The organism is Pseudomonas sp. Ant30-3, assembly GCF_000690905.1.
Lineage (GTDB): Bacteria > Pseudomonadota > Gammaproteobacteria > Pseudomonadales > Pseudomonadaceae > Aquipseudomonas.
Genome location: NZ_JMCL01000018.1, coordinates 144,874 through 157,017 on the forward strand (window position 1 = coordinate 144,874; position 12,144 = coordinate 157,017).

Annotated in this window: 15 protein-coding genes and 1 pseudogene; 6 read left to right on the forward strand and 10 right to left on the reverse strand. The window is 58.1% G+C overall.

What is annotated here, in order from left to right; all coding sequences use genetic code 11:
- Positions 1 to 13: 13 nt before the first annotated feature.
- From DU29_RS0105025 to DU29_RS0105045, 5 genes are all read right to left on the reverse strand, one after another.
- A complete protein-coding gene (locus tag DU29_RS0105025) occupies positions 14 to 586 on the reverse strand; it encodes a DUF6162 family protein (protein ID WP_028620730.1) in 573 nt (190 codons plus the stop codon).
- Positions 583 to 912: a hypothetical protein gene (locus DU29_RS0105030; protein ID WP_028620731.1), complete on the reverse strand. Its 330-nt coding sequence runs from the start codon at positions 910 to 912 to the stop codon at positions 583 to 585. Before DU29_RS0105030 ends, DU29_RS0105025 begins: the two co-directional genes overlap by 4 nt.
- Positions 909 to 1,448: a hypothetical protein gene (locus tag DU29_RS0105035; RefSeq protein ID WP_028620732.1), complete on the reverse strand. Its 540-nt coding sequence runs from the start codon at positions 1,446 to 1,448 to the stop codon at positions 909 to 911. The genes DU29_RS0105030 and DU29_RS0105035 overlap by 4 nt, the downstream gene beginning before the upstream one ends.
- Entirely contained in the window at positions 1,445 to 2,644 is a 1,200-nt protein-coding gene (locus DU29_RS0105040) for a PepSY-associated TM helix domain-containing protein (RefSeq protein ID WP_028620733.1), read from the reverse strand. The genes DU29_RS0105035 and DU29_RS0105040 overlap by 4 nt, the downstream gene beginning before the upstream one ends.
- Positions 2,645 to 2,932: 288 nt before the next feature.
- A complete protein-coding gene (locus tag DU29_RS0105045; protein WP_028620734.1) occupies positions 2,933 to 3,391 on the reverse strand; it encodes a VOC family protein in 459 nt (152 codons plus the stop codon).
- Positions 3,392 to 3,609: 218 nt separating this feature from the next.
- On the opposite strand from DU29_RS0105045, the gene DU29_RS0105050 reads away from it, so the two are divergent.
- The 5 genes from DU29_RS0105050 to DU29_RS0105070 all read left to right on the forward strand — a co-directional run bounded on the left by DU29_RS0105050 (position 3,610) and on the right by DU29_RS0105070 (position 8,301).
- On the forward strand, positions 3,610 to 3,975 hold the full coding sequence (locus DU29_RS0105050; RefSeq protein WP_028620735.1) for an antibiotic biosynthesis monooxygenase: 366 nt from the start codon (positions 3,610 to 3,612) through the stop codon (positions 3,973 to 3,975).
- A gap of 151 nt (positions 3,976 to 4,126) precedes the next feature.
- Positions 4,127 to 4,396 carry a hypothetical protein gene (locus DU29_RS0105055; protein ID WP_028620736.1) on the forward strand — a complete coding sequence of 90 codons (270 nt, stop codon included), beginning with the start codon at positions 4,127 to 4,129 and terminating at the stop codon, positions 4,394 to 4,396.
- A gap of 98 nt (positions 4,397 to 4,494) precedes the next feature.
- Positions 4,495 to 5,109, forward strand: coding sequence for a LysE family translocator (locus DU29_RS0105060; protein WP_028620737.1), 615 nt, complete (start codon positions 4,495 to 4,497; stop codon positions 5,107 to 5,109).
- Between the two features lie 159 nt (positions 5,110 to 5,268).
- Positions 5,269 to 6,435 (forward strand): aminotransferase class V-fold PLP-dependent enzyme, encoded by a 1,167-nt coding sequence (locus DU29_RS0105065; protein ID WP_028620738.1) that lies wholly within the window; start codon positions 5,269 to 5,271, stop codon positions 6,433 to 6,435.
- A gap of 57 nt (positions 6,436 to 6,492) precedes the next feature.
- Positions 6,493 to 8,301 carry an aminopeptidase P family protein gene (locus DU29_RS0105070; protein ID WP_028620739.1) on the forward strand — a complete coding sequence of 603 codons (1,809 nt, stop codon included), beginning with the start codon at positions 6,493 to 6,495 and terminating at the stop codon, positions 8,299 to 8,301.
- Positions 8,302 to 8,357: 56 nt separating this feature from the next.
- On the opposite strand, the gene DU29_RS0105075 is transcribed toward DU29_RS0105070, so the two are convergent.
- Both DU29_RS0105075 and DU29_RS0105080 read right to left on the reverse strand, forming a co-directional pair.
- Positions 8,358 to 8,948 carry a 2-hydroxychromene-2-carboxylate isomerase gene (locus tag DU29_RS0105075; protein ID WP_028620740.1) on the reverse strand — a complete coding sequence of 197 codons (591 nt, stop codon included), beginning with the start codon at positions 8,946 to 8,948 and terminating at the stop codon, positions 8,358 to 8,360.
- 34 nt (positions 8,949 to 8,982) lie between these two features.
- Positions 8,983 to 9,711, reverse strand: a complete 729-nt coding sequence (locus tag DU29_RS0105080; protein WP_028620741.1) for an SDR family oxidoreductase — start codon at positions 9,709 to 9,711, stop codon at positions 8,983 to 8,985.
- A gap of 92 nt (positions 9,712 to 9,803) precedes the next feature.
- On the opposite strand from DU29_RS0105080, the gene DU29_RS0105085 reads away from it, so the two are divergent.
- Positions 9,804 to 10,367 carry a TetR/AcrR family transcriptional regulator gene (locus tag DU29_RS0105085; protein ID WP_028620742.1) on the forward strand — a complete coding sequence of 188 codons (564 nt, stop codon included), beginning with the start codon at positions 9,804 to 9,806 and terminating at the stop codon, positions 10,365 to 10,367.
- Position 10,368: 1 nt separating this feature from the next.
- Here the strand turns inward: DU29_RS0105085 and DU29_RS0105090 are convergent, their stop codons facing one another.
- The 3 genes and pseudogenes from DU29_RS0105090 to DU29_RS1000000133140 all read right to left on the reverse strand — a co-directional run.
- On the reverse strand, positions 10,369 to 10,650 hold the full coding sequence (locus DU29_RS0105090; protein ID WP_028620743.1) for a hypothetical protein: 282 nt from the start codon (positions 10,648 to 10,650) through the stop codon (positions 10,369 to 10,371).
- Positions 10,651 to 10,817: 167 nt separating this feature from the next.
- A complete protein-coding gene (gene rhtA, locus DU29_RS0105095) occupies positions 10,818 to 11,705 on the reverse strand; it encodes a threonine/homoserine exporter RhtA (RefSeq protein ID WP_028620744.1) in 888 nt (295 codons plus the stop codon).
- 239 nt (positions 11,706 to 11,944) lie between these two features.
- Positions 11,945 to 12,144: pseudogene (locus tag DU29_RS1000000133140) on the reverse strand (hypothetical protein); the annotation flags it as partial.

A 12,144-nucleotide genomic window follows, 5' to 3' on the forward strand; every position in this document is an offset into this window, starting at 1 on the left:
GGAAGGCGAGGGTTCAGTGCCGATGCTGGCGGGTCACACCGGCATCGAATTGCGCGACGATCTGCTGCCATCCGGCGCTTTCCAGCGCGGCGTCAGTGAGGTCGGTCGGCGCTGCGAGGGCTTTGCCGCGATTGAGCCAGACGTCCGGCGCATCGTCCGCAGCGGTCAGGCGCATCAGGAACGAGCCTGCCACGTCCGGCGCCTGGCTCAGGCCGAAATAGGCCTTGGCGTCGAGCAATTGCCAGGCATGACCGCCGCGACTGACCGAGCTCGCGTCCTGAGCGAACGGCGCGAATCCTTCGTCTGCGAGGGCTGCCGGCGTCGGCAGGGCTTGCTGTTCCTGGCGCAACAGGTGGATCTCGTCCAGTGTCACTCGCAAGTCGGCGTAGATACCTTGTTCGGATGCGCCGAGATCACGGCGTGCATCGAGCTGATGGCTTTTGACGCTGCTGACCTCCTGCTTTTCTCCGCGCCAGGCGGCCACCGTGCCGGCCACCGCGAGGATCATCAGGCACAACAGCAGCACGTAGAGGGTCTCATGGCCGGCACCGGCCGGGCGCACAACTTGCGTGGTTGGTGTACTCATGGCGCCTGAATGTCCGCCTGGTCGATCTCGACGACGTGGCCGGGGCCGGCGTCGAACAGCACGTAGAACTCGGCGCCGGGTTTTTTGAAGGTCACCTTGGAGTCAGCCCCGAGCTTGCCCGGCACCAGGATGGTTTCGTCATAGCCGATCACGTCGAGCGTCACACCCGGTGCGCCGCTGCCGTCGGAGAAACCGCCGGTGCATTCGATCTGCTCGGCGTCGACGGCTTTGCATTCGCACATCGGATTGTGCGCCAGCGCACTGGCGCTGAAGCCAGTACACAGCATCAACAGCGCGACGTTGCGGCGAATGAATAAGTTGCTCATGGTTTGCCTCCTTGTTTGTTCAGCCACGCGAGGGTAGCGGGGGATGCCTGACTCAGGGGGATCGACGCCTGATGCATGGCGCCGTCCCAGCCTTCCATCGTGATCCACAGTTCGGCGTCAGCCTTGGTCTTTTCCGGGATGGGCAACATGGCGCCCATGCGGTGCGGCGTGCCGAAGAAAATAACCCCGGCGGCGCGCAGGCTGCGCGGTTTGCCGACACGCAGGTAGGTCGCCTTGACTTGATCGCGGCAGCTGTCGCACAGGGCCGCATTGAAGCTTTTCATGTAACCGGCCGCATCCAGTTGCGGCGCTTCATTGCGCAATTCAGCCAGACGCACGCTCCACGGGCCCACTTTGACTTCACCGATTTCCCGCTCGCCGAGGCCGGCGTCACCGCGAAACAGCGCCGCATCGGCAAAGTATTTGGGCATGAAACCCAGCGGAATCAGCAACAGCAGAATGTTGATGTGGAAGCGCCATTTGTGCCAGAAACGGCTCAACGCCGACGCCGGTTTATCTGCGACGAACAGGCTCATTGGCTCACCTCCGTGGCTTCATGACTGGTCGCCGAAACCGTCTCGTTGCGCGTTTGCTTGCCGGTGCGTTTAAGCGCATTTGCCGTGGCCAGGGCAGTACGCTTCGTCCAGATCAGCAAACCGCTGAGCACCATCATGGTCATGATCAGGCCAAAGAAGAACCAGATCAGCTTGATCCACAGTCCACCGAAATCGCCGGTGTGCAGTGGACGCATTGATTCGGTCACCAGCTCCAGGCCCGAGCGATCCTTGAGCAGGCGAGTCGCGGCAATTTCCCCGGTGTAAGGGTTGATATCGGCTGTCTGGTACATCAGTGGGTACCAACTGCGGCCACCGACCGAGAGGTAGCTGTAGGCATTGGCAGGAAGACTGACAAAACTGTCCTCAAGACCTGGAATCCGCTGCTTCGCCTGCTCGATTGCAGCTTGCATGCTGATCATCGGTGCCGGTGAGCCATCGGCGGTGATCGGCACACTTTCACGCGGAACTACCAGCGCCACGGGGGCGGTGGAGATCGAAATCTGATTGTCGAACATGAATGCCCGGATCAGGAACCAGACGCTGGTGATGGAAATGATCGCGATGAACCAGATCGACCAGATCCCGCTGAGTCGATGGAAATCGCCCCAGAAAATCCGTGCGCCGTGACGAATGCGCAAGGTCGGTCGGAAGAAACCTTTCCAGAAACGCTTGTAGACCACCAGCCCAGTCACTAGCGAAGCGAGCAATGGCAGGCTCAGGAACGACACCAGGTACCAGCCCCAGCTGAATCCGTTGGTGAACGGTACCAGCCACCACCCGTGCAGCGCCCGGGTGAAGGCCTTGAAGTCAAATTGCGGAGCGGCTCCCTGAATCACCCCGGTATACGGGTTGACGTACACCGTGACGTTGCGGCCATCGGGGTAGCTGACGTTGACGTCGAGCGCAAAGTGCGATTCGTCCGGCCGGTTGATTTCTTCGACCAGCGTGTCCGGCTCGGCCTTTTTGATTGCCGCGATGATTTGGTCGTAATTCAGCAGCGGCGCATCGTCGGATGGCTGGCTGGCGCGCATCTGCGGGTTGGCCAGCCAGACGATTTCCTGGCTGATCACGGCCAGCGTGCCGGTGACACAGACGATCAATACGAAAAACCAGATCGGCAGTGCCAGCCAGCTATGGACGAGAAACCAGAGTTTGGAGCGGGATTTCTTCGACATGTTTAGGGTCTTGTATCGATGAGAGGGCCTTGGCTGCGGGCTTCCCAGCGTGGGGTCCATGAAAAGTACGGTCGTGGCTTTTGCCTACGCGAACCGCCTGCATCTATATAAGACGAATGAGAATCAAAAATCCCGAAGATGTTTATGAAAGAAAATGTTTCTTGTTCGCGATAGACATTCTGTAGGTGCAAGCTCGCTCGCGAGAGCGGTGGATCAGACAACATCTCTCTGCGCTGTTCCGTTGTCGCGATCAAGCGTGCACCCACAAAACATTTTGATACCTAACCTTCATTCCTGCTGAAACATCTCCTTCGCGCGCTGTTCGATCTGCTCCTGGGTCAGGTCCTCCTTGTGCGTCGCCAGAAACCACACATGCCCATAAGGGTCCTTCAAGGTTCCCGACCGGTCACCGTAGAATTGATCCTTCACCTCGGACACTACGGTAGCGCCAGCGTCGATGGCCTGTTTATAGGACTTGTCGACATCGCTGACATATAGATGCAGGCCCACTGACGGTGACGATTGCGGGTTGCTCAACGGCCCTTGATCACAGGGCGTGCCCAGCATGATGGCGCTGTCGCCGATACGCAGTTCCGCATGGCCGATGCTTCCATCCGGCATGGCCAGACGCATGACCTCGGCCGCGCCAAAGGCTTTTTTATAGAAATCGATGGCTTCGGCGGCTTTCTGAATCCCCAGATAGGGCGTGATGCTGTGATAACCCTCGGGAATGGGTTTGACGCTCATGACGGCTCTCCCTTTTTATTGTGAACAGTGGGAAATCGGTTGCTCCGACTTCCAGCCGCATAACTATAGGCCAGACCCTTTTGGTCGACCGGGAGCCCGACGAGCAGCAGATTTCGGGGCGGACAGCGGAAATAATTTCTTGACCTTAACTTAACTGGAGGTTTTACCCTGCCGGCTTTCGGATCGTCATATTCGGCTTTCAGGCAGAGGGATTATTCATGCAGCCCGTTGAGAAAAATTGCAGCTTCACTCAACTCATCGAATTCCATGTCGAGCCCCATAGGCATCGGGCGCTGGTGTCGGCGCTCTCGGCCCAGACCGAACGTTTGGCTCAGGCTTATGGCGGTTTCCTTAGCGCGAGCATCCAGGTCAGCGACGACGGCAGTCGGGTCTTGAATTACCTGCAGTGGCAGTCACGCGAGGCGGGGGAGGCCGCATTCCGCAGTTTCGAACGCGGCGAGGAAGATTTCTGGCAATTGATTCGCGCGCACCAGGCCAGAACGGTGACTTTCGGCTCGTATCAAGTGCTGCACAGTCTGGAGCGCAGCCGTGACAACGCGTTGCATTGCAACCTGGTGGGCTAGATCGAGTGCAGCAGCCTGGGCATCACGCGGAATATACAGCCAGGCATTAGCCAAACTCGATAGCGACTATCGAGAGCGTTGATTTCTGCTCATTCGGCTGCCCGAGTAGCCTGTGTTCATTGCCCCGAACCCAGATTCCAGGACGCCGGAAATGAAAACACTCCTCGCCACCAGCCTCATGCTCGCCGTCTCCGTTCTCAGCGGATGCGCCACTCACGTTTCGCCGGAACTACGGCCGTACACCGCTGAAGAAACTCGTCAGTTGGCACTTGAGGCGCTGAACCGGCGCGGCCTGTCCTTCGATGAATACCACTCGAGGAAAGCCGCATTGATCGGCGAACCGCAGAAATCGTTCAGCTTCGATAAACAAGGTGAAATGAACGCGGAACGTGCCGTGCAACTTCACGGCCGTCCAAGCTGAGCGACTGTACTGCTCGAAGTTTCACGCAACTGTCCGTGGGTTTCTCCCGAGGCGTGCGATAGGGTCGTTACCTGACTGACCTTGATGGACTGCCACCCATGACACTCTCGCTCGATTTGCTGCTCGGCTTCGCTTTGTTCGCCCTGGTCACTTCGATCACACCCGGCCCCAACAACACCATGTTGCTGGCATCGGGCGTGAACTTTGGCTTCCACCGCACCATTCCTCATATGCTCGGTATTACCTGCGGCTTCTTCGTCTTGGTCGTGGCGGTGGGCTTTGGTCTGGGCGCAGTGTTTCAAACCTATCCGCTGCTCTACACGGTGTTGCGCTACGTCGGTGCCGCGTATCTGTTGTACCTGGCGTGGAAAATTGCACACTCCGGGCCTGTGTCCGACGCAGAGCGGGGCGACGCTAAACCGATCAGCTATCTGGGTGCTGCGGCATTTCAATGGGTCAATCCGAAGGCGTGGATCATGGCCATCGGCGCCATCAGCACCTACACGCCGATGCAGGGCTACTTCACCAATGTCATCGTGATTGCTGCCGTCTTCGCGCTGATCAACCTGCCCAGCGTGAGTGTCTGGGCGGCTTGCGGCACACTGTTGCGCAACGTCTTGAAGGACCGGCGCTGGTTGCGGCTGTTCAATTGGGGCATGGCGACGCTGCTGGTGATTTCGCTGTATCCGTTGTTGCTTGAAAGCTTTAGCTGACGCATTGCTTCAACCGGTTGGCCGATGCCTGTTAAGCTCGACTTCAGGAGCGTTCCTACGCACTTTTCACTGAAGTCGTACTTTCTTAACGCATCCGATCAGGTATTGCTGTGTGCTCTTTCCAGCCGCTGATCCCGGAACAAGCTCTGCGAGTCTTTTATGAACAAACGTCCGTTGTATTTCGACTACGCCGCCACCACTCCGGTGGATGAGCGGGTCATCCAGGTCATGGTCGAGTGTCTGGGTTTTTCCGGCAATTTCGGCAACCCCGCGTCCAGTTCCCACGCGTTTGGCCAGCAGGCCCGGCAAACGGTTGAGCGGGCGCGGCAGCAAGTGGCAGAGCTGGTCGGTGCTCAGGCCCAGGAAATCGTCTGGACGTCCGGGGCGACCGAATCCAACAATCTTGCGCTCAAGGGTGTGGCCCAGGCTCGTGCTGTTGGCGGCGGTCACATCATTACCAGTCAGATCGAACACAAAGCCATTCTCGACACGGCCAGCCAGTTGCAGGACGCCGGCGTTTCCGTCACTTACCTGATGCCGGACGCGGACGGCTTGATCACAGCTCAAGCGGTCAGCGATGCCCTGCGTGAGGACACTTTTCTGGTGTCGCTGATGCTGGTCAACAATGAGTTAGGTACCGTGAATGACATCGCGGCGATCGGCGATACCGTCCGCGCGCATGATGCGCTGTTCCATGTGGACGCGGCGCAAGGCGCAGGCAAAGTCGCCATCGACCTGGCTCGTTTGCCGGTGGATCTGATGTCTTTTTCGGCGCACAAGATTTACGGCCCCAAAGGTATCGGCGCGTTGTATGTCGGCCCGCGTGCGCAACAGCGCTTGCAGGCACAGATTCACGGCGGCGGGCACGAAGGCGGTTTGCGTTCAGGCACGTTGGCGACACATCAGATTGCCGGCATGGGCGCGGCTTTCGCCCTGGCTGCCCAAGTGTTCGAGCAAGAGCATGACGCGATCGAACGTCTGCGCGAGCGTTTGCTCGAGCCATTGTTGAGCCTTCCCGGCGTACGCCTCAATGGCTGCGCAACCCGGCGCATTCCTCATACGTTGAGCCTGACTTTCAACGAAGGCGAATTCAGCTCCGCCGCGTTGAGCAATACAATTGCGTTTTCCGCGACGTCGGCCTGCAATTCCGCGAGTAACGCGCCTTCTCATGTACTGCTGGCTTTGGGGCATGATGGCCGCTCGGCAGGTCGCACCATCCGCTTGAGCCTGGGACGGTTCACCACCGAACAGGACATCGACCAAGCGATTCACCTGATTAAAGCGTCTTGCGCCAGTGCCCCGGCATTCTGGGCGACAGGGCCGTGAAAGCGCCGACGTCGATCGGCACTCAACAATAATATGCAGTGATTAGCAGGAGACACGATGAGTACGCAGCCTTCGATCAACGGATCGGTGCCCGAGCGCCTGGCGCACACCCGCGAACTGATGAGCCGGGAGGGCATTCATGCCCTGCTGGTGCCGTCGGCCGATCCGCATCTTTCGGAATACCTGCCGGGCTATTGGCAAGGGCGGCAATGGCTGTCGGGTTTTCATGGCTCGGTCGGCACTTTGATTGTTACGGCGGACTTCGCCGGCATCTGGGCTGACAGCCGTTACTGGGAGCAGGCGAGCAAAGAACTCAATGGCACCGGCATCGAGCTGGTGAAACTGCAGCCGGGGCAACCCGGTCCGCTGGACTGGCTGGCGGAGCAGACACCGGAAGGCGGTGTGGTCGCGGTGGACGGTGCGGTGATGGCCGTGGCGTCCGCGCGCACGTTGGGTGAAAAACTTGAAGCGCGTGGCGCTCGACTGCGCACTGATATCGATCTGTTGAGCGAAGTGTGGAGCGATCGCCCGAGCCTGCCGAACGAGCCGATCTATCAGCACCTGCCGCCGCAGGCAACCATCAGCCGTGTCGAAAAACTGGGCAAGCTGCGCGAAACCTTGAAAGCGCGCGGTGCCGATTGGCATTTTATTGCGACCCTGGACGACATCGCCTGGCTGTTCAATCTGCGCGGCGGCGATGTGTCGTTCAATCCGGTATTCGTTTCATTCGCCTTGATCAGCCAGAACCAAGCCACCTTGTTTGTGGCGTTGAGCAAGGTCAGCGCCGAGTTACGTGGCATCCTTGAAGAGGACGGCGTCACCCTGCGCGATTACAGCGAAGTTGCCGACGCCTTGCGCGCGGTCCCAAGTGGCTCGAGCCTGCAAGTCGATCCGGCACGAGTGACTGCAGGCTTGCTGGACAATCTGAACAGTGGGGTTGCGTTGATTGAAGGGCTGAACCCAACCACTTTGGCAAAATCGCAAAAAAGTCTGGCCGATGCCGAACACATTCGCAAAGCCATGGAACAGGACGGCGCAGCGCTGTGCGAATTTTTCGCTTGGCTGGAGTCAGCGTGGGGACGTGAACGCATCACTGAACTGACCATCGATGAGCACTTGACCGCAGCGCGCATGCGTCGACCGGATTATGTTTCGCTAAGCTTCAATACCATCGCCGCGTTCAACGCCAATGGTGCGATGCCGCATTACCACGCCACCGAAGAAGAGCATGCGGTGATCGAAGGGGACGGTCTGTTGCTGATCGACTCCGGCGGTCAATACCTCGGCGGCACCACCGACATCACGCGGATGGTGCCGGTCGGTACGCCAACCGAGGAGCAGAAACGCGACTGCACGCGGGTGTTGAAAGGCGTGATCGCACTGTCCCGGGCGCAATTCCCACGCGGGATTCTCTCGCCACTGCTGGATTCGATTGCAAGGGCGCCGATCTGGGCAGAAAGCGTCGACTACGGTCACGGCACCGGGCATGGCGTCGGCTACTTCTTGAACGTGCATGAAGGCCCGCAAGTCATCGCCTATCAAGCCGCCGCAGCACCGCAAACGGCGATGCAACCGGGGATGATCACGTCTATCGAACCGGGCACCTATCGTCCGGGCCGCTGGGGTGTGCGGATCGAAAACCTGGTGTTGAACCGTGAAGCGGGCTCCAGCGAATTTGGCGAATTCCTCAAATTCGAAACCCTGACGTTGTGCCCGATCGACACTCGTTGCCTGGAGCCTTCGTTGCTGACGCTTGAGGAGAAGCAGTGGTTCAACGCTTATCACGCCGAAGTCCGCCAGCGCCTCAGCCCGTTGCTGGACGGTGCAGCGCTGGAGTGGCTGAACACGCGAACGGCCGCGATTTGAATGGGTTGAGTCAGGCGCTGTTAGCAGCGCCTGGCTCATCCTTTATGGCATCGACTTTACCGTAAGGCTTCGATGACAAAGTCCAGGCGATCCTGGCCAAAGAACAGCTGATTCCCGACAAACATGCTCGGCGCACCGAAAACGCCGCGCTGCACGGCTTTCTCGGTGTTTTCCTTTAGTGCTGCTTTGACTTCCTCGTCTGCGGTCAGGGCCAGCACTTCAACAGGATCGAAGCCGTTGTCGGAGAGCAACCTGGCCACGGTAGACGGATCGTCAAGGCCAAGACCTTGTACCCAAAGCGCCTCAAACAAACAGTCTACAAACGCCTGAAATCGTTCGGGGTGGCGCAGTTGCATGCCCGTGACTGCTCGCATCAGCAACAGTGTATTGATGGGAAAGTGCGGGTTGAATCTCAGCGCCACGCCGTAGCGTCTGGCGAAGCGGTCCAGGTCTTGAAACATGTAGCGACCCTTTGCCGGGATAGTCGCTGGCGAAGAGTTGCCGGTGGCTTTGAATACTCCGCCCAGCAGGATCGGAACGTAGATCAGACGAGCGTCTGCCTGTGTGCATATTGTCGGCAGCTGGGTGTAGGCCAGATAGGTGGCGGGGCTGCCAAGGTCGAAGTAGAACTCAACGGTTTTGCTCATGGTCGATACGCACTCGTTATTGTTTTTGGATGGTTTACCAGCGCTCGTTCCAGGGACGCAGATCGAGCTCGAAAGTCCAGGCGTCTCGTGGCTGGCTGTGCAAATACCAGTAATTCTCAGCGATGTGTTCGGGATTCAGGATGCCGTCCTGATCTTTGGTCGCGTACTTTTCCGGAAAGCTCTCGCGGATGAAGTCAGTGTCGATGGCGCCATCGACCACCACATGAGCCACGTGAATGTTCATCGGTCCTAATTCTCGAGCCATGCTCTGAGCCAGTGCGCGGATGCCATGCTTGGCACCGGCGAACGCTGCAAAATTGGCGGCACCGCGCAGGCCAGCGGTTGCACCAGTGAAAAGGATCGTGCCGCGTTGACGCGTAGCCATACGTTTGGCCACTTCCCGGGCGTTGAGAAAGCCGGAAAAACAGGCCATTTCCCAGATCTTGAAATATTTGCGCGCAGTTTCTTCAAGAATGCTGCAGGGAACGTTGGCGCCGATATTGAAAACGAAGGCCTCAATCGGACCTACCTCACTCTCGATCTGCTCGACCAGCGCAATTACGTCCTCTTCTTTGCGTGCGTCACAGGCGAAGCCATGAGCTTGACCGCCATCGGCGTTGATCGAATCTACCAACGGTTTCAATTTCTCGGCGCTGCGCCGCGTTACGCAGGCGGTAAATCCTTCCTGAGCGAAACGCTTGGCGATGGCACCTCCAGTGGCATCACCCGCGCCGACAACCAGTACGACCTTCTTGTTATTCATGGGGTAGGTCCTTTGCTAAACGATCGTTAACTAAACGAACGTTATGCTACGATTCGGCAGGCGTCAAGGCGATCAATCCTGAGGGTAGGGCAATGCGGTATTCGGCAAGTCACAAGTTGGAAACCAAAGAGAAGTTACTCGACAGCAGCGCGGTGCTCGCGAAGAAGTCGGGCTTCTCGACGGTCGGTGTCGATGGCTTGATGAAGGCAATAGGTCTGAGCGGCGGGGCGTTCTACAGTCACTTCTCGTCAAAAGACGAGCTATTCGCTTCCATCGTCGAACGTGAACTTTGCCAAAGCATGGAGCGGCTGGGTGCAGATCAGGATCGCGAGCGGCTGCGGCGCTGTCTCAAACATTATTTAAGCATGGCCCACGTTGAGCACCCGGAAGCCGGCTGCGCGCTACCGGCATTGGGCGCCGAAATCGCCCGGTCTGACGTGGTTGTACGCCAGCAGGCAGAGCACTGGATCTGCCTGCTGCACAAGCGTTGGGCGGACACACTGGACAGCGACAGTCTGGCGTGGGCAATTCTGTCGCAGTGCATCGGTGCGCTGGTCGTAGCGCGGATGCTGGCGACTCCGGACGTTCAGCGTACGGTGCTGAAGTGCAGCTACGAGGAAATTGAACGCCAGATGGCCATTCCGCGCACGGCGTAGCCTACTTGCAGATGACGATCATGCTGCGACTGGTATAGCCGGCCGGGTTGAGGCCGAACGGATAATCGCCTGGTTCTTCTACCCCGTCCCCTGATTTAGCGATGACCTTGTAGCCCTTTGGCGCGCACGAATTGGCTGCGCTGGTGTGACACTTGCTCCAGGCCGACGACAGCCCTGAACAATTGATATGCAGACCTTTCTTGCCGCGCTTGGTTTGGGTTTCCGATGTTGCCGCGCAGCCCGCGATCGCAAGCACTGCGATCAGTATCAAAATTCGTTTCATTACTATCCTTAAAGCGTCCCCGGATCTTCATGCCCGGGTCTGGCCGTATTCGCTAGCGCATCAAGCGTTCCGATATCCTTGTCTTTTATATCCCTGTTCGACACTGCGTGACGGTCTAAACATGGCCTAAATGCGCTGCAAATACCAGACCTGCGTCAAATCCAGTATCAATCCGCCGCGACTGCCGGCTTGGCGGCATTGCCCATGGTCATGGTTGCACCGACTGACGCGAGGATAATGCACAGGATGGCCATCCACTGTGAAAACGTGAGGTACTCCTCCAGGAAAAGCAAACCCGACAGCGCGCCGATGGCTGGTTCAATACTCATCAACGTGCCGAATGTGCGGGTTGGCAGTCGAGTGAGTGCAACCATCTCAAGCGTATAGGGGAGGGCGGTGGACAAAAGCGCTACGGCGATGGCCACGGGAATCAGGGAGGGAGTCAGCAGCGCGGCCCCGGCATGAACAATGCCGATGGGGGCAACGAACAACGCGGCGATCATGACGCCCAGTGCGGCAGTTTGAACGCCGTTGTCGGCGCCGGCTTTCTGACCAAACAATATGTACAGCGCCCAACAGACGCCTGCGCCCAGCGCATAACCGGCGCCTACCAGATCAATACCAGCAGTGGTCGTGCCAGTGGGTATCAGAAGCAGCAAACCAACGGCGGCCAAGGCTATCCATACAAAGTCGATTGCTCGCCGTGATGCGTAGATTGCTACGGCCAAGGGCCCGGTGAACTCAAGCGCCACGGCGATACCCAGCGGCACCGTGCGCAAGGACATATAGAAGAGGAAATTCATGCCGCCCAGCGCAATGCCGTAGACGATGACGGTGCGCAGCGATTGCGCGTTTAGCTTGGCTCGCCACGGTCTCAGTAATATCAGCATGATCAGGCTGGCGAAAATCAGCCGCAGGGTGGTTGTACCCTGAGCGCCTACAACCGCAAACATGCTTTTCGCCAGTGATGCGCCCGATTGGATTGATGCCATGGCTATTAATAGAAGGCCAACCGAGTACAAAGTGGAGGCGAGGCTGCGGGGCTGGTTATTCATTTGAAAGCATCATCCTTGCGGGGCGCAACATAGAGAGGTTGAGAGTTGAGCAATATACTGCGCATTATGGATGGCTGCATCTATATATGTGGTGTCATTTCGAGAATGTTCCAGGAAAGACGAAATTAGGGGTTGACGGCAGATTCTGGAAGTCTATAATTCGCCCCACTTCCGGCGCAGTCGAAACGGAAAACTCCTTGGTAAACAATGAGTTACGCGGTTTTCGACAGCGGCTTGCTTCAGATCATCGAAGCCTGGAAGGAGTTGAAAGAGCGGTGTTGTTTGTCTCTTTTGACGATTCGATCTTCTCGGTCGAAAGCGGAGAAAAAGAGGTGTTGACAGCAGCGAGTAACGCTGTAGAATTCGCCTCCCGCTAACGAGAGATCGGAAGCGCAAGTGGTTGAAGTTGTTAAGGATTTCCAAGCGAAACTTTGAAAAC

Bases quoted from the DNA above. Each gene is read 5' to 3' on its own strand.
- DU29_RS0105025 (WP_028620730.1), bottom strand. From the start codon at position 586: ATGAGTACACCAACCACGCAAGTTGTGCGCCCGGCCGGTGCCGGCCAT.
- DU29_RS0105030 (WP_028620731.1), bottom strand. From the start codon at position 912: ATGAGCAACTTATTCATTCGCCGCAACGTCGCGCTGTTGATGCTGTGT.
- DU29_RS0105035 (WP_028620732.1), bottom strand. From the start codon at position 1,448: ATGAGCCTGTTCGTCGCAGATAAACCGGCGTCGGCGTTGAGCCGTTTC.
- DU29_RS0105040 (WP_028620733.1), bottom strand. From the start codon at position 2,644: ATGTCGAAGAAATCCCGCTCCAAACTCTGGTTTCTCGTCCATAGCTGG.
- DU29_RS0105045 (WP_028620734.1), bottom strand. From the start codon at position 3,391: ATGAGCGTCAAACCCATTCCCGAGGGTTATCACAGCATCACGCCCTAT.
- DU29_RS0105050 (WP_028620735.1), top strand. From the start codon at position 3,610: ATGCAGCCCGTTGAGAAAAATTGCAGCTTCACTCAACTCATCGAATTC.
- DU29_RS0105055 (WP_028620736.1), top strand. From the start codon at position 4,127: ATGAAAACACTCCTCGCCACCAGCCTCATGCTCGCCGTCTCCGTTCTC.
- DU29_RS0105060 (WP_028620737.1), top strand. From the start codon at position 4,495: ATGACACTCTCGCTCGATTTGCTGCTCGGCTTCGCTTTGTTCGCCCTG.
- DU29_RS0105065 (WP_028620738.1), top strand. From the start codon at position 5,269: ATGAACAAACGTCCGTTGTATTTCGACTACGCCGCCACCACTCCGGTG.
- DU29_RS0105070 (WP_028620739.1), top strand. From the start codon at position 6,493: ATGAGTACGCAGCCTTCGATCAACGGATCGGTGCCCGAGCGCCTGGCG.
- DU29_RS0105075 (WP_028620740.1), bottom strand. From the start codon at position 8,948: ATGAGCAAAACCGTTGAGTTCTACTTCGACCTTGGCAGCCCCGCCACC.
- DU29_RS0105080 (WP_028620741.1), bottom strand. From the start codon at position 9,711: ATGAATAACAAGAAGGTCGTACTGGTTGTCGGCGCGGGTGATGCCACT.
- DU29_RS0105085 (WP_028620742.1), top strand. From the start codon at position 9,804: ATGCGGTATTCGGCAAGTCACAAGTTGGAAACCAAAGAGAAGTTACTC.
- DU29_RS0105090 (WP_028620743.1), bottom strand. From the start codon at position 10,650: ATGAAACGAATTTTGATACTGATCGCAGTGCTTGCGATCGCGGGCTGC.
- rhtA (WP_028620744.1), bottom strand. From the start codon at position 11,705: ATGAATAACCAGCCCCGCAGCCTCGCCTCCACTTTGTACTCGGTTGGC.